The organism is Pseudomonas sp. PSPC3-2 (assembly GCF_049897085.1).
Taxonomy (GTDB): domain Bacteria; phylum Pseudomonadota; class Gammaproteobacteria; order Pseudomonadales; family Pseudomonadaceae; genus Aquipseudomonas; species Aquipseudomonas paraveronii.
Genome location: NZ_JAFCVO010000029.1, coordinates 25,456 through 43,511 on the forward strand (window position 1 = coordinate 25,456; position 18,056 = coordinate 43,511).

Annotated in this window: 15 protein-coding genes; 12 read left to right on the forward strand and 3 right to left on the reverse strand. The window is 63.8% G+C overall.

Annotated features, from left to right (window positions below; genetic code table 11):
- Positions 1-12: 12 nt before the first annotated feature.
- A complete protein-coding gene (locus tag ACP7CJ_RS27990; protein WP_276193701.1) occupies positions 13-1,197 on the reverse strand; it encodes an ABC transporter substrate-binding protein in 1,185 nt (394 codons plus the stop codon).
- 279 nt (positions 1,198-1,476) lie between these two features.
- On the opposite strand from ACP7CJ_RS27990, the gene ACP7CJ_RS27995 reads away from it, so the two are divergent.
- Together ACP7CJ_RS27995 and ACP7CJ_RS28000 are read left to right on the forward strand one after the other, a co-directional pair.
- Complete coding sequence (locus ACP7CJ_RS27995; protein ID WP_276193700.1) at positions 1,477-2,736, forward strand: HAMP domain-containing sensor histidine kinase; 1,260 nt, start codon at positions 1,477-1,479, stop codon at positions 2,734-2,736.
- Entirely contained in the window at positions 2,736-3,362 is a 627-nt protein-coding gene (locus tag ACP7CJ_RS28000; RefSeq protein ID WP_253396994.1) for a response regulator, read from the forward strand. The genes ACP7CJ_RS27995 and ACP7CJ_RS28000 overlap by 1 nt, the downstream gene beginning before the upstream one ends.
- Positions 3,363-3,513: 151 nt before the next feature.
- On the opposite strand, the gene ACP7CJ_RS28005 is transcribed toward ACP7CJ_RS28000, so the two are convergent.
- Together ACP7CJ_RS28005 and exaA are read right to left on the reverse strand one after the other, a co-directional pair.
- A complete protein-coding gene (locus tag ACP7CJ_RS28005) occupies positions 3,514-4,161 on the reverse strand; it encodes a pentapeptide repeat-containing protein (RefSeq protein ID WP_276193699.1) in 648 nt (215 codons plus the stop codon).
- A 58-nt stretch (positions 4,162-4,219) separates the two neighbouring features.
- The gene (exaA, locus tag ACP7CJ_RS28010; protein WP_426103060.1) at positions 4,220-6,145 is read right to left on the reverse strand and encodes a quinoprotein ethanol dehydrogenase; all 1,926 of its coding nucleotides are present in this window, start codon (positions 6,143-6,145) and stop codon (positions 4,220-4,222) included.
- Positions 6,146-6,400: 255 nt separating this feature from the next.
- Here exaA and pedF point away from each other — a divergent pair, with 255 nt between their 5' ends.
- The 10 genes from pedF (at position 6,401) to ACP7CJ_RS28060 (ending at position 17,754) form a co-directional block, all read left to right on the forward strand.
- Complete coding sequence (pedF, locus tag ACP7CJ_RS28015; protein WP_247406689.1) at positions 6,401-6,862, forward strand: cytochrome c-550 PedF; 462 nt, start codon at positions 6,401-6,403, stop codon at positions 6,860-6,862.
- A 3-nt stretch (positions 6,863-6,865) separates the two neighbouring features.
- Complete coding sequence (locus ACP7CJ_RS28020) at positions 6,866-7,741, forward strand: substrate-binding periplasmic protein (RefSeq protein WP_426103058.1); 876 nt, start codon at positions 6,866-6,868, stop codon at positions 7,739-7,741.
- Positions 7,742-7,750: 9 nt separating this feature from the next.
- The gene (locus tag ACP7CJ_RS28025; protein ID WP_426103056.1) at positions 7,751-8,518 is read left to right on the forward strand and encodes a quinoprotein dehydrogenase-associated SoxYZ-like carrier; all 768 of its coding nucleotides are present in this window, start codon (positions 7,751-7,753) and stop codon (positions 8,516-8,518) included.
- 16 nt (positions 8,519-8,534) lie between these two features.
- Positions 8,535-9,467, forward strand: a complete 933-nt coding sequence (locus tag ACP7CJ_RS28030) for a quinoprotein relay system zinc metallohydrolase 1 (protein WP_426103054.1) — start codon at positions 8,535-8,537, stop codon at positions 9,465-9,467.
- A 135-nt stretch (positions 9,468-9,602) separates the two neighbouring features.
- On the forward strand, positions 9,603-11,378 hold the full coding sequence (locus ACP7CJ_RS28035) for a PQQ-dependent methanol/ethanol family dehydrogenase (protein ID WP_276193694.1): 1,776 nt from the start codon (positions 9,603-9,605) through the stop codon (positions 11,376-11,378).
- Positions 11,379-11,499: 121 nt separating this feature from the next.
- On the forward strand, positions 11,500-13,020 hold the full coding sequence (exaC, locus tag ACP7CJ_RS28040) for an acetaldehyde dehydrogenase ExaC (RefSeq protein ID WP_276193693.1): 1,521 nt from the start codon (positions 11,500-11,502) through the stop codon (positions 13,018-13,020).
- A gap of 459 nt (positions 13,021-13,479) precedes the next feature.
- Positions 13,480-13,551 (forward strand): pyrroloquinoline quinone precursor peptide PqqA, encoded by a 72-nt coding sequence (pqqA, locus tag ACP7CJ_RS28045; protein WP_010209364.1) that lies wholly within the window; start codon positions 13,480-13,482, stop codon positions 13,549-13,551.
- A gap of 127 nt (positions 13,552-13,678) precedes the next feature.
- Positions 13,679-14,842 carry an alcohol dehydrogenase-like regulatory protein ErcA gene (gene ercA, locus ACP7CJ_RS28050; protein ID WP_247406205.1) on the forward strand — a complete coding sequence of 388 codons (1,164 nt, stop codon included), beginning with the start codon at positions 13,679-13,681 and terminating at the stop codon, positions 14,840-14,842.
- Positions 14,826-16,196 (forward strand): ATP-binding response regulator, encoded by a 1,371-nt coding sequence (locus ACP7CJ_RS28055; protein ID WP_276193692.1) that lies wholly within the window; start codon positions 14,826-14,828, stop codon positions 16,194-16,196. The genes ercA and ACP7CJ_RS28055 overlap by 17 nt, the downstream gene beginning before the upstream one ends.
- Before the next feature lie 79 nt (positions 16,197-16,275).
- Complete coding sequence (locus tag ACP7CJ_RS28060; RefSeq protein ID WP_426103052.1) at positions 16,276-17,754, forward strand: DASS family sodium-coupled anion symporter; 1,479 nt, start codon at positions 16,276-16,278, stop codon at positions 17,752-17,754.
- Positions 17,755-18,056 lie beyond the last annotated feature (302 nt).

The window sequence follows — 18,056 nt, forward strand, 5'->3', positions numbered from 1 at the left end:
TTGTGTGAGCGATCAGGGGAAGCGGCAGGTCACCTCGGGCTTGTCATAGCCCAGGCTGTCCATTTCATTGAAAGGGTGCAGGAAACCGTCCTGGGGCGAGGTGCTGACCAGGGCGCGCGGTTGCACGATGGGGATCGGTTGGCGCAGTTCGCCGTTCCAGGGGCGGTAGCTGAGCTTGCGGCCCTTGAAACCGTCCAGCGGCAGTTGCTCGCTGATTTCCAGTTGGCGGATGGTCATGGGATCGACCTGGCGCAGCTTGCTCACCGCACTGGCGACGCTGCGCACGGCCATCCAGGCGGCGAAGTCGCGGTCGTTCATCCAGCGCCCGGCCAGGGCCTCGAAGCGTTTTTGCAATTGCGCGGCGCCGTAGGTCTCGACGGTTTTGTGCCAGCCGGTGGGCGTCAGGCCTTGCGTGCCGGCGACGGGGCGCGGGTACCAGGTCTGGTAGGGCACGTACTCGCCGAAGTCACCGCGCTCGTCCGCCACCAGCACCACGTCGTATTCGGCGGTCTGGGTGAACAGCGGCATGTCCGCCTGGGCGCTGCGGCGTTGGTCGTTATCGAAGCGCCAGGCTTTCTCCGCCACCAGTTTCACCCCGAAGCGCTTGGCGGCGCGGCGCAGGGCGGCGGCGTAGGCCTGGTCATCCTCGGTGGGGCCGACGATCAGCAACGCCTTCTGCCATTTGCGCACCACCAGAAATTGCGCCAGGGCATCGGCGAGCATGGCCCGGCTCGGCAGTGTATGCAGCACGTTGCCCAGGCAATCGGTGCTGCGCAGGCTGTCATCGGGGCTGCCGGCGTTGAACAGCAGGCTGTCGGGCAAGGCCGCGCTGAGCTGGCGCAGGCTGGCGGCGGGGGCGTTGACCACGAACAGGCGCAGGCCTTGGGCGTGCTGGGCCTGGGCGGCGGCGAGCAGGGCGTCGGGGCTGTCCGCCGTGGCGACGGTCAGGCTGTAGCGCTGGTTGAGAAAGGCGCCGGTGCTATTGCTGTCGATGATCGCCAGCTCCGCGCCACGCTGCCCGGCATCCGCGGGCTCGGGAATCACATTCGACAGTAGCGGCCCCGGATCAGGTCGATAGCCCAGGTAGCCGATCTGCACCGCCAGCGGTGCCTCGGCGGCCTGGCTGGCGGTGGCCACCCCGGCGGCGCAGGCAATCGCCAGCAGGTAGAGCACGGCGTAGGGGGCGAGCTGGCGCATAAGGCACTCCATGTCAGGTTGCGCCAGCATAGGAACCCTTGAGGCCGCTGCAAATATGCAGAAAGTACCGCTGAGGCAGTACCAAGGTAGTAGCCCCGCGCACGGGGTGCGGTCTTAGCATGGGGCACAACCCTCGCGCAGACTCGGGAGATGACTGCTCATGCAAATCCTCAAAGCCTTGCTGTTACCGTTCCTGCTGATCGTCAGCCTGATCGGCGTCGACAAGCTGCACGCGCCACTGCAAGCGTTGAGCGTGCCCGCCCGCGTGGCGCACTAGGCATGTCGGCACTGTGGCGCATCAACCTGTGGGTGTGCGGTTTCTTCGCCCTCGTCACCTGCGCCTGCACCGCGCTGTTGTTGCACCAGGCCTTGACGGATGTGGAGCGTGAGCTGCAATCGGCCGAAGCGGTGGTGCATTACTTGAGCGAAACCGCCGAGCGCGACCCGGCCAGCCTGCAACCGCGCCTCACGGCCAGCCTGCGGCATGTGCGCGTGCATTGGCTGGCCCCCGACGAGACCTTGCCAGCGCCGCTGCCGGACGGCCTGGACGCCTGGCTCGGGCGCCTGTTGTTCGCCGAGGCACGGCGCAGCGCCCAGGTGCTGGACTTGCCGGATGGGCGGCGCGTGTCGATTGTGGTCGACCCGCGTGATGAGATCGACGAAGTCTGGGACTCCCTGCAACAACTGTTGAGCCTGTGCGCCCTGGCGCTGGCACTGAGCCTGTTGACCATCCGCTGGGCGGTGCGCCGTGGCATGGGCGTACTTGACGAACTGCTGCGCGCGCTGCAACAGGTCTGCGCCGGCCAGCTCAATGTGCGCCTGCGCAGCGCCGGCTCGCCGGAAGCGCGGCAACTGGCGCTGCATTTCAATCGCATGACCGATGCTTTGGAGCAGGCGCACACCGACAACACCCAACTGACCCAAACCCTGATGGCGGTGCAAGAGCAGGAGCGCAACCACCTGGCCCAGACCCTGCACGATGACCTCGGCCAATACCTGGCCGGTATTCGCGCCCAGGCCTGCCTGTTACGCCTGGTCACCGACCAACCGCAGTTGCTGGCGCGCACGGTGGGGCAACTGGAAGATCACTGCGACCACCTGCAGCAAGGCTTTCGTGCGCTGGTCCACGACCTGTACCCGGTGGCCCTGCAACACCTGCCGCTGGCCGAGGCGTTCTCGATGCTGGTGACGCAGTGGCAGGCCAGCCATGGCATCGATTGCCGGCTGCGGGTCAGTGCGGACCTGCCGGCGTTGTCCGGGGCCAGCAAGACCCATCTCTATCGCCTGCTGCAGGAAGCCCTGACCAACATCGTGCGGCATGCCGACGCCAGCCAAGTGCGTATACGTCTGCAACATCGCGGTTCGCGTCTGCGCCTGTGGGTGCGCGATAACGGGCGTGGTGCGCAAACGCCGCAGCGCCCCGGCGTCGGTCTGTATTCGATGTACGAGCGCGCACGCTGCCTGGGCGGCGACCTGAAAATCCTCAGCCACCCCGGCGCCGGTTGGGCGCTGGCGTTGAACATGCCATTGGAGGCCTGATGAATATTCTGTTGGTGGATGACCATGCGGTGGTGCGCCAGGGCTATGCCAGCCTGTTGCGTGCGCTATTGCCGGCGATTGAAGTGCGCGAGGCGGCCAGCGGCGAAGAGGCGCTGAGCCGGGTCCAGGAAGCGGTGCCACACCTGGTGATCATGGACTTCGGCCTGCCCGGTATCAGCGGCCTGGAAACCACGCGCCGCCTGCGCCAGCGCCTGCCGCACCTGCGTGTGCTGTTCTTCAGCATGCACGACGAACTGCCGCTGGTGCGCCAAGCCCTGGAGGCCGGCGCGGCGGGCTACCTGACCAAAAGCTCGGCGCCCGAGGTGTTGATCGAAGCGGTGCGGCGCATCCTCGACGGCCACGCCTATATCGAGCAGGCCCTGGCCACCGAGCTGGCCTACACGCCAAGCGATCAACGCTTGCAGGGCATGACGCCGCGTGAGCTGGAAATTTTCCTGATGCTGGCCAGGGGCACGCCCACACGGACCATTGCCGAACAACTGAATATCAGCAGCAAGACCGTGTCCAACCACCTGACCTTGCTCAAGAGCAAGCTGCAGGTGAGTTCCCATGCCGAACTGGTCCACTTGGGCATCGACATGGGCGTGGTGAGAGTAGCGGGCTGACAATTTTCTCTCTGTTTCACACCATTCAAATGTGGGAGGGGGCTTGCCCCCGATAGCGGTGGATCAGTCATGCATGTATTGGCTGACACACTGCTATCGGGGGCAAGTCGAATCGTCGCACCGCCCCTCCCACATTTTGAATCGCGGTGCTCTAACGGTCCCAGGTGGTAGGGCAGTCCTTGCAGCCTTCCATATTGGCATCCTGAAAGTTCGCATAGTGCTGGCGGCTGCCCGTGAGAGTGGCCTGTTCCAGGTTGCTCTCACCGAACTTGGCCTCTTGCAAATTAGCATCGCTCAGATCCGCCCCTCGCAGGTCGGCCTTGCTCAGCCAGGTCATTTCCAGATCCGCCGCACGCAGGTTGGCCTTGCGCATTTTTGCCCCGGACAGTCGGGCGAATTGCAGGTAGGCCGCGCTCAGGTTGGCGTTTTCAAACTGCGCGCCCTGGGCGAACAGGCCCCAACCTTGGATCGCCATCAGCGTGGCGCCGGTGAAGTCGGCCAGGCGCAGGTTGCTTTGTTGCAGGCTGGCGCGGGTCAGGTTGGCGCCCTGTAGCTGGGCTTTTTCCAGGTTGGCCAGGTCGAGGTTGGCGTGGCGCAAGTCCGCATCACGCAGGTCGGCGCCGGCCAGGTTCATTTTGGCGAGGTTCTGGTTGCTCAGGTTGGCGCCCTTGAGGTTGGCGCCGGGGCATTGGCTGTGTTCGGCGATGGTGCAACCGTTGATGACCAGCGGGGCGTCGTCGCCGTCGTCGGCGTGGGCCATGGGCAGGGAGAGCAGGAGCAAGAGGGGCAGGTATTTCATGGCTAGGCCTCTAAGGAAGGAAAGCGGGGGCGCGTGGCTTGACGCTCCCCGCAAAGGGTTACTTCTGCGCGGTCTTGTTATCCCAACTCGGGATCTTGAACACCCAGAACGACCCACCCTGTGCCACCGGCTTGGTCAGCTCGGCCATGTCGCCGCCCCACAACGGCACCGCGCCGCCATAGCCGACGGTGACGCCGATGTACTGTTCGCCATCCTGTTCCCAGGTGATCGGCGGCGAGACGATGCCGCTGCCGGTCTGGAACTTCCACAGCTCCTTGCCGGTTTTCGCGTCGAAGGCCTTGAAGAAACCGTCGCCGGTGCCGGTGAACACCAGGTTGCTCTTGGTCGCCAGCACGCCGGCCCACAGTGGCAGGGATTCCTTGTGCTCCCACACCACCTTGCCGGTGGTCGGGTTCATCGCGCGCAGGGTGCCGACGTGGTCGTCATACATGCGCTTGATGCGGAACCCCATGCCCAGGTACGCCGAGCCTTTCTTGTAGTTGACCTCTTCGGTCCAGTATTCCTCTTTCCACTGGTTGCCCGGGATGTAGAACAGGCCGGTGTCCTGGCTGTAGGCCATGGGGTTCCAGTTCTTGCCGCCGAGGAACGGCGGCGAGACTTCCACCGACTTGCCCTTGGTTTCACCCGGCAACGGCTTGGCCGGACGCTGGCCTGGGTTTTCCACCGGACGGCCGGTTTTCAGGTCGATATTGCTGGCCCAGGTGATGTTGTCGACGAACGGGAAGGCGTTCTGCAGCTTGCCGTTGTTGCGGTCGACCACGTAGAAGAAACCGTTGCGGTCGGCGTGGCCGGTGGCCTTGACCACTTTGCCGTCCTTGTCCTTGTAGTCGAACAGCACCAGCTCGTTGTTGCCGGAGAAGTCCCAGGCATCGTTCGGGGTGTGCTGGTAGAACCATTTCACTTCGCCGGTGCTCGGGTCGACGCCGACCTGGCCCGAGGTGTAGAGGCTGTCGAAGTCGTGCGGGTTGCCGTCCTTGGCGGTGCGCGCCCAGGTATTCCACGGGCCGGGGTTGCCGGCGCCGACGATGATGGTGTTGGTCTCGGCATCGAAGCTCGCGCTCTGCCAAGGCGCGCCGCCGCCGTGGCTCCAGGCCTCGACTTTGCCGGTTTCGGTGGTCGGGTCATCCGGCCACGACGGGGCTTTCACGTCGCCGGTTGGGGTGCTGTCCTTGCCATTCAGGCGGCCCATGTGGCCTTCGACGAACGGGCGCATCCACACTTCTTCGCCGGTGTCCGGGTCGCGCGCATACAACTGGCCGACCACGCCGAACTCATCGCCGGAGCTGCCGTGGATCAGCAGCACCTTGCCGCTGACTTTATCTTTGATCAGCACCGGGGCGCCGGTCATGGTGTAGCCGGCGGCGTGGTCGCCGAATTTCTTGTTCCACACCACTTTGCCGGTGTTCTTGTCGAGGGCGATCAGGCGCGCGTCGAGGGTGCCGAAGTAGATTTTATCGCCGAAGATCGCCGCGCCGCGGTTGACCACGTCACAGCACGGGCGGATGTTCTCGGGCAGGCGGTGGTTGTAGGTCCACAGGCGCTTGCCGGTCTTCGCGTCGAGGGCGAACACGCGGGAGTAGGAGCCGGTGACGTAGACCACGCCGTCGCTGACGATGGCCTGGGATTCCTGGCCGCGCTGCTTCTCATCACCGAATGAGTAGGACCAGGCCGGGGTGAGCTTGAACACGTTCTTGTCGTTGACCTGGGCCAACGGGCTCCAGCGCTGGGCGTTGGTGCCCATACCGTATTGCAGCACGTCCTTGGTGGTCAGGTGATCGTTGGCGATGTCTTCCCAGGTGACGTTACGGGTCGGCTTTGGGGTGGACGGTGCGGCAGGGGCGGTGGCGGCGAAGCTGGCCGCACTCAAGGACAGGCTGCCGACCAGCAGGAAGGCCTGCACAGCTAAGCTCAAAGGGGTGAGCCTCAGCGGTGAGAGGGCGGGTAGCGATCTTGTTCTTGTCATGGTTGCAGTTCCCAGTGGAGGTTTTGGCCTGCACAGGGTGGAGCGCCAGGGTGCTGGGCGGATACGGAAAAAGTCCCGCTGTTGCCGGGAAGACTTCCCGGCGCGCCGCTGTTTTAGGCGTGCCCCACAAGCCCTACTACCAAGGGAGGATAAGCCGGCCACCAAAGCAGCATACGGCCCATGCCCCAGGGTTCCTAAGATGGTTGCCATAACCTCTGCAATGAGGTTTTGCGTGCAATCCTGAGGGCAAAAATAATGACAACAAAACTCAATGCCTTGCTCGTCGCCGGGCTGTTGGCCGGTGTGATCGGTGCAGGTCCAGCCTGGGCCCACGGCAACGTGGTCCCGCAAGCAGTGGAAACCAAGGGCCTGACCTCGGTCAAAGACGCCGGCGTGGCGGTCGATGAGGACGGCTGGGCGGCGGTGAACCCCTATCGCACGTCGCCTGAACACGATCGGGCCCTGGAAATCGGTTCGTCCGCCTACAATCAGAACTGCGCCGCCTGCCACGGCCTGGAAGCCAAGTCTGGCGGCATCGCCCCCGACTTGCGCTTGCTGGATGTGGGCGAGGCCGGTGATGAGTGGTTTGTGCAGCGCGTGCGTCACGGCGCGGTGCGCGACGGTCGGGTGTATATGCCGAAAATGGCCGATTACCTGAGCCAGGAAGCCTTGTGGGCGGTACGTACCTACCTGGACAGCGTTCACGTCGAGGAGTAAGCCATGCGCCTGTTCGCTTATGTGCTCGGCCTGGCCCTGCTGTGTTGCCAGACGGCACAGGCGCAGGTGCGCAGCTATGACCAGATGATCGCCGCCGGTGAGCTGAAAGTCGCGGTGTACAGAGACTTTGCCCCCTACAGTTTCGAAGACGGTGCCACCCCGCGCGGGGTCGACGTGGAGCTGGCCCAGGCCCTGGCCAAGGCGCTGGGGGTGCAGCTCAAATTGATCTGGGCGCCGGCCGGGGAAAAACTCGACGACGACCTGCGCGACTACATCTGGCGCGGCAGCCAGTTGCATAACCAGCAACTGGCCGACTTGATGATGCGCGCACCCTACGACCATGATTACGCGCAAAGGCGTAACGATCAGGGTGAACTGGAAAACGGCCACGTGGTGATGTTCGGGCCGTACCAGAACGAACAATGGCAGGTGGCCTACGACCGCCGGCGCCTGGACAAGGTCGCCAGCGTGGCGGTGTTCGAGGAGCACCCGATCGGCGTCGAAGTCGACAGCGTGCCGTCGTTCTACCTGACCTCGGTGTTCAACGGCATGCTCGCCCGCCAGACCCATCACTACCCCGGTGTACCCCAGGCGTTTGCGGCGATGAAGGCCGGTGAAGTCGACGCGGTGATGGCAATGCGCGGCGAGATCGACTGGCAGGTGCATGAGGCGCACGATCCGCAATTGGCCCTGGCGCAAAACGCTTACCCGAGCATGGGCCGGCAGCGCTGGGAGATCGGCATGGCGGTACACGAGAGCAATCGCCAGTTGGCCTACGCGGTGGAAGAGGCGCTGGAAGGCCTGATCCGCGACGGTTCGCTGCAAACCATCTACAGCCATTACGGCCTGCAGTACGAAGTGCCCGAAATGTACCAATAGGAGCAGGCGATGAACTGGCGACTGAACTGCATGTTGGCCTGCTGGTTGCCGTTGGCGGCCCACGCCGCGGCGGTCGAACCGGGCCCGGACCCGGACCCGGTGCCGTCGGTGATGTGGGCGTTCTACCACAAGCAGTTGCTGGCCGATGCGCCGTTCGTGTTCGACGAGCGGGTCAAGCTGCTGGCGCCGCCGTTCGCCGAAGATGCGCGGCAGGTGCCGCTGGAAATCGATGCGCGGGCATTCAAGGGCCATGTGGTGAAGATCCTCGCCTGGGCCGAGCTCAACCCGTTGCCCAGGATTGTCGATTTTCAGCCCAAGGCCGGGGTGTTGCCCTGGCTGTCGATCCGTATCCGCATCGAACAGGCCACGCCCCTGCGTGCGGCGGTGCTCACCGATGACGGGCTGTGGCACGTCGGCTCGACCCTGATCGACGCGGCCGGCGGCGGTTGCACCGCGCCCAGCGTGGTTCGCACCCAGCCGGGTTGGGAAGAGCATATCGGCGAAGTCCTCGGCGGGCGTTACCCGCGCGGTGAATTCAGCCGGGTGCGCGTGCAGGTGGCGCACCCGATGGATAACGGCATGGTCAGCGGCATCCCCGAGTTCTATCTCAACCACGCGCAACTGCGTGGCCAGGACGGTCAGGTGCTGGCCGAGCTGGAGCTGTTCCCGGCGGTCAGCGAAAACCCCAACCTGGCCTTTGACATCGACGCACCCGGGCCGACGCGCCTGGTGCTGCGCGACAACAGCGGCAATGAATTCGACGCAGCCATCCCCTGACCAGAAGGAGCGCGGCATGCGCTGGATTCTATTGTTGTGCCTGAGCCTGAGCCTGCCCGCGCTGGCAGACCTTGACTACGCCCTCAAACCACGGCTGATCGCCGACGACACCTGGCTGCTGGAAGGCAGTACCGACAATTTTGCCAAGGACAACGGCGGCAATATCGTCAATACCGCGTTCATCGTCACCGAGGCCGGTGTGGTGGTGATCGACACCGGGCCGTCGCGGCGCTACGGCGAAGCCCTGCGCCAGGCCATCGCCAGCGTCACCGCCAAGCCGGTGATCCAGGTGCTGCTGACCCACCACCACCCCGACCATGCGCTGGGCAACCAGGCCTTCAAGGACGTGCCCATCGGCGCCCTGGCCGGCACCACGCGCCTGCTGCATGAGCAGGGCAATAGCATGGCGGAAAACCTCTACCGCATGGTCGGCGACTGGATGCGCGGCACCGAAGTGCAATTGCCCACGCAAGTGCTCGAACCCGGCGTGCTCAGCGTTGGCCGCCACGACCTGCGCCTGCTCGCGCTGACCGGCCACACCGGCGCCGACCTGGCCATCCTCGACCAGAGCACCGGCGTGCTGTTTGCCGGCGACCTGGTGTTCTACCAACGTGCCCTCACCACCCCCAACAGCCCCGGGCTGGCGGCGTGGCTGGCGGACATCGACACCCTGCAGGCGTTGCCCTGGACCCTGGTCGTGCCCGGTCATGGCCCGGTGGCCAACGATGCGCAGCCGTTCGCGCAGATGCGCGACTACCTCACCTGGCTCGACCAACTGCTGCGCGACGGCGCCGCCCAGGGCACCGACATGGCCGAGATGATCCGCAGCCCCATCCCCGAGCGCTTCGCCGCGATCAACCTGAGCCGCTACGAACTGATCCGCAGCGTCAGCCACCTGTACCCGCGTTACGAGCGCGAGCAGATGCAGCGCGTCGATTCCGCCCGCTGACAGGCCCGACCCGCTACTAAGGAACTAGCAATCTCGATACTGCGGTCAATTGTGACAACCGCCCCTGCGCCCAAGAATCTGTACCAGACCGGGAAAATTTCCCGGGTATAACAAAAAACCGCAGAGGTAGCCGTCATGACCCAACCCGCACGCCGCCAACCCTTCGCCTTGAGTGTGTTGCTCGGTGCCATTCTGTTATCCGGCCAGGCCATGGCCGCCGTGACCGACCAGGACATCCTCCAGGACCCGAAAAACCCCGGGCAGATCGTCACCAACGGCCTGGGCGTGCAGGGCCAGCGCTACAGCCCGCTCGATACCCTGAACGTGGACAACGTCAAGGACCTGCGCCCGGTTTGGGCATTCTCCTTTGGCGGCGAGAAGCAGCGCGGCCAGCAGGCGCAGCCGATGATCAAGGACGGGGTGATGTACCTCACCGGTTCCTATTCGCGGGTGTTTGCGGTGGACGCGCGCACCGGCAAGAAGCTCTGGCAGTACGATGCGCGTCTGCCCGATGACATCCGCCCGTGCTGTGACGTGATCAACCGGGGCGTGGCGCTGTACGGCGACCTGGTGTTCTTCGGCACCCTCGACGCCAAGCTGGTGGCCCTGAACAAAGACACCGGCAAAGTGGTGTGGAGCAAAAAAGTCGCCGACCACAAAGAAGGCTACTCGATCAGCGCCGCGCCTCTGGTGATCAACGGCAAGCTGATTACCGGCGTGGCCGGTGGCGAATTCGGCGTGGTAGGCAAGATCGAAGCCTACGACCCGAAAAACGGTGACCTGTTGTGGACCCGTCCGACTGTCGAAGGTCATATGGGTTACGTCTACAAGGACGGTAAGGCCGTGGAAAACGGTATTTCCGGTGGCGAGGCAGGCAAGACCTGGCCTGGCGACTTGTGGAAAACCGGCGGCGCGGCGCCGTGGCTCGGCGGCTACTACGACCCGGAAACCAACCTGCTGCTGTTCGGCACCGGCAACCCGGCACCGTGGAACTCCCACCTGCGCCCTGGCGACAACCTCTACTCGTCCTCGCGTCTGGCATTGAACCCGGATGACGGCACCATCAAGTGGCACTTCCAGACCACGCCTCATGACGGCTGGGACTACGACGGCGTGAACGAGCTCGTCTCCTTCAACTACACCGAAGGCGGCAAAGAGATCAAAGCGGCGGCCACCGCCGACCGTAACGGCTTCTTCTACGTGCTCGACCGCACCAACGGCAAGTTCATCCGTGGCTTCCCGTTTGTCGACAAAATCACCTGGGCCACCGGCCTGGATAAAAATGGCCGGCCGATCTACAACGACGCCAGCCGCCCCGGTGCGCCCGGCAGCGAAGCCAAGGGCACGTCGGTGTTCGTTGCGCCGGCGTTCCTCGGCGCGAAAAACTGGATGCCGATGGCCTATAACCGCGACACCGGGTTGTTCTACGTGCCGTCCAACGAATGGGGCATGGACATGTGGAACGAAGGCATCACCTACAAAAAAGGTGCGGCGTTCCTCGGTGCGGGCTTCACCATCAAGCCGCTGAACGAAGACTACATCGGCGTGCTGCGCGCCATCGACCCGGTCTCCGGTAAGGAAGTCTGGCGCCACAAGAACTACGCGCCGCTGTGGGGCGGGGTACTGACGACCAAGGGCAACCTGGTGTTCACCGGTACGCCGGAAGGCTTCCTGCAGGCCTTCAACGCCAAGACCGGCGAGAAGGTCTGGGAATTCCAGACCGGCTCCGGCGTACTCGGCTCGCCTGTGACCTGGGAAATGGACGGCGAACAGTACGTCTCGGTGCTCTCCGGCTGGGGCGGCGCGGTGCCGTTGTGGGGCGGTGAAGTGGCCAAGCGTATCAAGGACTTCAACCAGGGCGGCATGCTCTGGACCTTCAAACTGCCCAAAGACCTGGTCGGCAAACGCTGAATCTACGACCAAATGACAAGAATCCCCCTGCCAACGGCGCATTCGCCCGGCAGCGGGGCCTCTTTACTATCGGGTTATCGCCTGTTGACCGACAGGCCCGGACCCAGACAGAGGCTTCAACATGATCTACGCACAACCTGGCACCCCAGGCGCCATCGTCAGCTTCAAGCCGCGCTACGGTAACTTCATCGGCGGCGAATTCGTCGCGCCAGTCAGCGGTGAATACTTCACCAACACTTCGCCGGTGACCGGTGAAGTCATCGCCGAATTCCCGCGTTCCAACGCGGCCGACATCGACAAGGCCCTCGACGCGGCCCACGCCGCCGCCGACGCCTGGGGCAAGACTTCGGTCCAGGATCGCGCCCTGGTGCTGCTGAAAATCGCCGACCGTATCGAGCAGAACCTCGAAGTCCTGGCCGTCACCGAAAGCTGGGACAACGGCAAAGCCGTGCGCGAAACCCTCAACGCCGACGTGCCGTTGGCCGCCGACCACTTCCGTTACTTCGCCGGTTGCATCCGTGCCCAGGAAGGCGGCGCCGCCGAAATCAACGAACACACCGCCGCTTACCACTTCCATGAGCCATTGGGCGTGGTCGGGCAGATCATTCCGTGGAACTTCCCGTTGCTGATGGCCGCCTGGAAACTTGCCCCGGCCCTGGCCGCCGGTAACTGCATCGTGCTCAAGCCGGCCGAGCAGACGCCGCTGTCGATCATGGTATTTGCCGAACTGATCAATGACCTGCTGCCACCGGGCGTGCTGAACATCGTGCAGGGCTTTGGCCGTGAAGCCGGTGAGGCGCTGGCCACCAGCAAGCGCATCGCCAAGATCGCCTTTACCGGCTCCACGCCAATCGGCGCGCATATCATGCATTGCGCGGCCGAGAACATCATTCCGTCGACCGTTGAACTGGGCGGCAAGTCGCCGAACATCTTCTTCGAAGACATCATGAGTGCCGAGCCACAGTTCATCGAAAAAGCCGCCGAAGGCCTGGTACTGGCGTTCTTCAACCAGGGCGAAGTGTGTACCTGCCCATCGCGTGCGCTGGTGCAGGAGTCGATCTACGACGACTTCATGAAAGTGGTGATGAAAAAGATCGCCAAGATCAAGCGTGGCGACCCGCTGGATACCGAAACCATGGTCGGCGCCCAGGCGTCCGAGCAGCAATACGACAAGATCCTGTCCTACCTCAAAATCGCCCAGGAAGAGGGCGCCGAGCTGCTCACTGGCGGCGCGGCCGAGCGTTTGGAGGGTGACCTGTCTAGCGGTTACTACATCCAGCCGACCCTGCTCAAGGGTCATAACAAGATGCGCGTGTTCCAGGAAGAAATCTTCGGCCCGGTGGTGGGTATCACCACCTTCAAGGACGAAGCCGAAGCCCTGGCCATTGCCAACGACAGCGAATTCGGCCTGGGTGCCGGGCTGTGGACCCGCGACATCAACCGTGCGTACCGCATGGGCCGGGCGATCAAGGCTGGTCGCGTATGGACCAACTGCTACCACCTGTACCCAGCGCACGCTGCGTTTGGCGGCTACAAGAAATCGGGTGTGGGGCGTGAGAACCACAAGATGATGCTCGATCACTACCAACAGACCAAGAACCTGCTGGTGAGCTACGACATCAACCCGTTGGGCTTCTTCTAACGCCCTTATCGCAACGCGGTCCCCTGTGGGAGGGGGCTTGCCCCCGATTGCAGTGGGTCAGTCAAGATTTATGTCACTGACCCACCACTATCGGGGGCAAGTCGAATCGTCGCACCGCCCCTCCCACAGTTTTGATCGGCGTACACCCGTTCCGGCACAACAAGAGGGCTTTGCCTGTTGGATCACTACCTGCAGACCAACCCCCTGGGCCTCTTCTAACCCCGACTTGAAATGCAACCAACTGTGGGAGGGGGCTTGCCCCCGATAGCGGTGGATCAGTCATGCATGTATTGGCTGACACACTGCCATCGGGGGCAAGCCCCCTCCCACAGTTTTGATCGGCGTACATCCGCTACCAAGGCATGCTCCAGGCTCGTTCGAAAGTAGCATTCGCACCCCCATCCCCCCATGCATTAATGACCCTACCGGAATCTTCCGGCACAACAAGAGGACCGCCCCATGTGGACTAAACCCGCGTTTACCGACCTGCGTATCGGCTTTGAAGTGACCATGTACTTCGCCAGCCGCTGATTCACCCCCGGCCAGCCTTGCGCTGGCCGGGGTCGTTTGGGGAATGACTCTTTGGTCTGATTGCATTCGCGCGCGGATGGGTTAGTGTGGAGCGCATCTCTCAAAAATAATAAAAACAGGCTTTCCAATGAGCCCAAATCTCAGCCTCTTACGTAAATTTGTCTCGCCTGAAATCATCTTTGGTGCCGGTTGCCGGCACAACGTCGGTAATTACGCCAAGACCTTTGGTGCGCGCAAAGTGCTGGTGGTCAGCGACCCCGGTGTGATCGCGGCCGGCTGGGTCGCCGATGTGGAAGCCAGCCTGCAGGCCATCGGTATCGATTACTGCCTGTACAGCGGCGTCTCGCCCAACCCTCGTGTCGAAGAAGTCATGCTCGGCGCCGAGGTGTACCGCGACAACCATTGCGACGTGATCGTGGCCATTGGCGGCGGTAGCCCGATGGATTGCGGCAAGGCCATCGGCATTGTGGTCGCCCATGGGCGCAATATCCTCGAATTCGAAGGCGTGGACACCATTCGTGTGCCCAGCCCCCCGTTGATCCTGATCCCTACCACCGCCGGCACCTCGGCGGATGTCTCGCAGTTCGTGATCATTTCCAACCAGCAGGAGCGCATGAAGTTCTCCATCGTCAGCAAGGCGGTGGTGCCGGATGTGTCGCTGATCGACCCGGAAACCACAGCCAGCATGGACCCGTTCCTGTCCGCCTGTACCGGCATCGATGCGCTGGTGCATGCGATCGAGGCGTTCGTTTCCACCGGCCACGGCCCGCTGACCGACCCCCACGCGCTGGAAGCCATGCGCCTGATCAACGGCAACCTGGTGCAGATGATCGCCAACCCGACGGACATCGCCCTGCGCGAGAAAATCATGCTCGGCAGCATGCAGGCCGGGCTGGCGTTCTCCAATGCGATCCTCGGCGCAGTGCATGCCATGTCCCACAGCCTCGGCGGCTTCCTCGACCTGCCTCACGGCCTGTGCAACGCGGTGCTGGTGGAGCATGTGGTGGCGTTCAACTACAACTCGGCGCCGGAGCGCTTCAAGGTGATTGCCGAGACGTTCGGCATCGACTGCCGCGGCCTGACCCATCTGCAGATCCGTGGGCGGCTCGTGGAGCATCTGATCGCGCTCAAGCATGCGATCGGCTTCCACGAAACCCTCGGCCTGCACGGCGTGCGGGTCGCGGACATTCCGTTCCTGTCCCAGCACGCCATGCACGACCCGTGCATCCTCACCAACCCCCGCGAATCGAGCCAGCGTGATGTCGAGGTCGTCTATGGCGAAGCACTCTGACGACCAGCAGCGCGCCCTCGCTGGGCTGCTGGGGTTGGGCGACCAGTCGGCGCGCAAGAGCCACTACCCGGAACTCACGGCGCGCCTCCATGAGCTGGAGGCCGAGCGCAACCGCTACATTCGCCTTAACGACGAGCTGGAGTTGCGGGTGGCGGCGCGTACCGATGAATTGCTCGAAGCCAACCGCAACCTGCAACAGCAGATCGCCCAGCGTGAACAGGTCGAACAGGAACTGCGCGACGCCCGCGACGCCGCCGAGGCCGCCAACCGCAGCAAGGACAAGTACCTCGCCGCCGCCAGCCATGACCTGTTGCAGCCGCTCAACGCCGCACGGCTGCTGATCGCCACCTTGCGCGAACGGCCATTGCCCAGCGTCGAACAGGTGCTGGTGGAGCGCACGCACCAGGCCCTGGAAGGGGCCGAGGATTTGCTCACCGACTTGCTCGATATCTCGCGGTTGGACCAGGCGGCGGTCAAGCCGGACGTGGCGCTGTATCGCCTGGACGAGCTGTTTGCGCCGCTGGTCTCCGAATTCCAGTCCGTCGCCCTGGCCGCCGGACTGAATTTACGCTCACACACCGGCCATTACGCGATCCGGACCGACCTGCGCCTGGTGACGCGGATTCTGCGCAACTTCCTCAGCAACGCCTGCCGCTACACCGACGAGGGCTGCATCCTGCTCGGCGCCCGCCGCCGGGGCGATCGCCTGCGCCTGGAAGTGTGGGACACCGGGCGCGGCATCCCGGCCGACCGGCTCGATGCGATCTTTCTCGAATTCAACCAACTGGACGTCGGCCGCGCCTCGGACCGCAAGGGCGTGGGCCTGGGGCTGGCGATTGTCGAACGTATCGCCGAGATCCTCGGTTACCCGGTGGCGGTGCGCTCGTGGCCGGGACGCGGGTCGATGTTCAGCATCGAAGTGCCCATCAGCGAAGAAATGCCGTTGGCCATCAGCCTGCTGCCGGTGCAACCGACCACCGGCAACCCGCTGCCGGGGCGGCGTTTGCTGGTGCTGGATAACGAGGTCAGCATCCTCGAAAGCATGAGCGCGCTGCTCGGGCAGTGGGGCTGCGAGGTGGTCACGGCCACCGACCAGGCCGGCGCGTTGCTGGCGTTGCAGGGCAGGGCGCCGGAGTTGATCCTGGCGGACTACCACCTGGACCACGGCGTGGTGGGCAGTGAGGTGGTCAAGTACCTGCGCGAGCATTTCGCCCAGTCGATTCCCGCCGTGATCATCAGCGCCGACCGCACCGACCAGTGCCGGCGCATCCTGCGGCGGCTGGACGCACCGCTGTTGAACAAACCGGTCAAGCCCGGGAAGTTGCGGGCGGTGTTGAGCCAGTTATTGGCCTAGAGGTTTGATACTTGTCAACACCGCCTGCGGCATTTTGCGCCATGCTCCCAGCCTGATTTGACGGCCGACGGAGAACCCCATGAGCGCCCCCGCAACAACCGCTGCATCCTTCAAGTTGCCCTTGGGCCTGGTTGTCGCCGTGCTGGTCATGGTCGGGGTGCTGCTGTTGCCGCTACCCGCGGACTTGCCGGTGGCCGGCCATCGCATGCTGGCAATCCTCGCGTTTGCCGTGGTGGTGTGGATCAGCGAGGCGGTGTCTTATGAAGCCAGCGCGATCATGATCACCTCGCTCATGGCGTTCTTGCTCGGCACCGCGCCGTCGCTGCAAGACCCTACGCACCTGATCGGCTCCAGCCCGGCCATCAGCATGGCCCTGACTGGCTTCTCCAACCCGGCGCTGGCCCTGGTGGCGGGTGCATTGTTTATTGCCGCCGCGATGACCCACACCGGCCTGGACCGGCGCATCGCCCTGGTCACCTTGACCCGGGTCGGCACCAGCACCCGTGGCATTTTGCTGGGCGCGATCGCGGTGACCATCCTCCTGAGCCTGGTGGTGCCCAGCGCCACGGCGCGCAGTGCTTGTGTGGTGCCGATCATGATGGGCGTGGTGGCGGCGTTTGGCGTCGATAAACGCTCGAACATCGCCGCCGGCCTGATGATCGTGGTGGCCCAGGGCACCAGCATCTGGAACGTCGGCATCCAGACCGCCGCCGCGCAGAACCTGCTGACCGTCGGGTTTATGGACAAGATGCTCGGCCAGCGCGTGTCGTGGATCGACTGGCTGATCGCCGGCGCGCCGTGGGCGCTGATCATGTCGGCGGTGCTGCTGTTTCTGGTGATCAAACTGCTGCCGCCGGAAAGCGACAGCATCCCCGGTGGCAAAGAAGCCGTGGCCCAGTCGCTGGTGGACATCGGCCCAATGACCGGCCCGCAAAAACGCTTGCTGGCGGTGTCGGTGCTGTTGCTGTTGGCATGGGCTACCGAAGGGCGCCTGCACAATTTCGACACCACCTCGACCACTTATGCCGGGCTGGTGTTCCTGCTGTTGCCGGGGATCGGCGTGATGACCTGGAAGGATGTGCAATCGCGGATTCCGTGGGGCACGGTGATTGTGTTCGGCGTCGGTATCAGCCTCGGTACGGCGTTGCTGACTACCCAGGCCGGGCAATGGCTGGGCTCGCAGGTGGTGGCACACACCGGGCTGGACAAGGTCGGGCCGCTGGGCGTGTTTGCGATCCTCGGGGCGTTTTTGATCTTGATCCACTTGGGGTTTGCCAGTGCGACGGCGTTGACCTCGGCGTTGTTGCCGATCTTGATTGCGGTGTTGCAGACCTTGCCGGGGGAATTCAACCGCCTGGGGATGACCATGCTGCTGGGGTTTGTGGTGAGCTACGGGTTTATTCTGCCGATCAATGCGCCGCAGAACATGGTGTGCCTGGGGACCGGGACGTTTACGGCGCGGCAGTTTGCCAAGGTGGGGGTTTTGGTGACGTTGATTGGTTACCTGTTGATGTTGGTGTTTGCGGCGACGTACTGGAATTGGCTTGGCTGGATCTGACATTTTGTGGGGTCTCCAATACACATGTTGTCGCCAATACAAAGGAGATCCAATGTACAAAGGAGATCCAATGTGGGAGGGGGCTTGCCCCCGATGGCGGCCTCTGGGCCGACCATTTTTTTTGGTTGAGTTGAGTACATATCCATTCCAGCGGTAACGGCTGCTATGGGTTCCGCCCTTACGGCGGGTCACTTTTGGAAAAGAGCCCCAAAAGTAACCAAAAGGGCTCTTGCCCCACCACTCGGCACCTCGCCTAGGCTCGGTGTGCCCGAACGCAGGCTTGAATCCGTGGGCCGCCGTCA

Excerpts from the sequence above, each read along its gene's own strand:
- ACP7CJ_RS27990 (WP_276193701.1), bottom strand. The coding sequence starts at position 1,197 with ATGCGCCAGCTCGCCCCCTACGCCGTGCTCTACCTGCTGGCGATTGCC.
- ACP7CJ_RS27995 (WP_276193700.1), top strand. The coding sequence starts at position 1,477 with ATGTCGGCACTGTGGCGCATCAACCTGTGGGTGTGCGGTTTCTTCGCC.
- ACP7CJ_RS28000 (WP_253396994.1), top strand. The coding sequence starts at position 2,736 with ATGAATATTCTGTTGGTGGATGACCATGCGGTGGTGCGCCAGGGCTAT.
- ACP7CJ_RS28005 (WP_276193699.1), bottom strand. The coding sequence starts at position 4,161 with ATGAAATACCTGCCCCTCTTGCTCCTGCTCTCCCTGCCCATGGCCCAC.
- exaA (WP_426103060.1), bottom strand. The coding sequence starts at position 6,145 with ATGACAAGAACAAGATCGCTACCCGCCCTCTCACCGCTGAGGCTCACC.
- pedF (WP_247406689.1), top strand. The coding sequence starts at position 6,401 with ATGACAACAAAACTCAATGCCTTGCTCGTCGCCGGGCTGTTGGCCGGT.
- ACP7CJ_RS28020 (WP_426103058.1), top strand. The coding sequence starts at position 6,866 with ATGCGCCTGTTCGCTTATGTGCTCGGCCTGGCCCTGCTGTGTTGCCAG.
- ACP7CJ_RS28025 (WP_426103056.1), top strand. The coding sequence starts at position 7,751 with ATGAACTGGCGACTGAACTGCATGTTGGCCTGCTGGTTGCCGTTGGCG.
- ACP7CJ_RS28030 (WP_426103054.1), top strand. The coding sequence starts at position 8,535 with ATGCGCTGGATTCTATTGTTGTGCCTGAGCCTGAGCCTGCCCGCGCTG.
- ACP7CJ_RS28035 (WP_276193694.1), top strand. The coding sequence starts at position 9,603 with ATGACCCAACCCGCACGCCGCCAACCCTTCGCCTTGAGTGTGTTGCTC.
- exaC (WP_276193693.1), top strand. The coding sequence starts at position 11,500 with ATGATCTACGCACAACCTGGCACCCCAGGCGCCATCGTCAGCTTCAAG.
- ercA (WP_247406205.1), top strand. The coding sequence starts at position 13,679 with ATGAGCCCAAATCTCAGCCTCTTACGTAAATTTGTCTCGCCTGAAATC.
- ACP7CJ_RS28055 (WP_276193692.1), top strand. The coding sequence starts at position 14,826 with ATGGCGAAGCACTCTGACGACCAGCAGCGCGCCCTCGCTGGGCTGCTG.
- ACP7CJ_RS28060 (WP_426103052.1), top strand. The coding sequence starts at position 16,276 with ATGAGCGCCCCCGCAACAACCGCTGCATCCTTCAAGTTGCCCTTGGGC.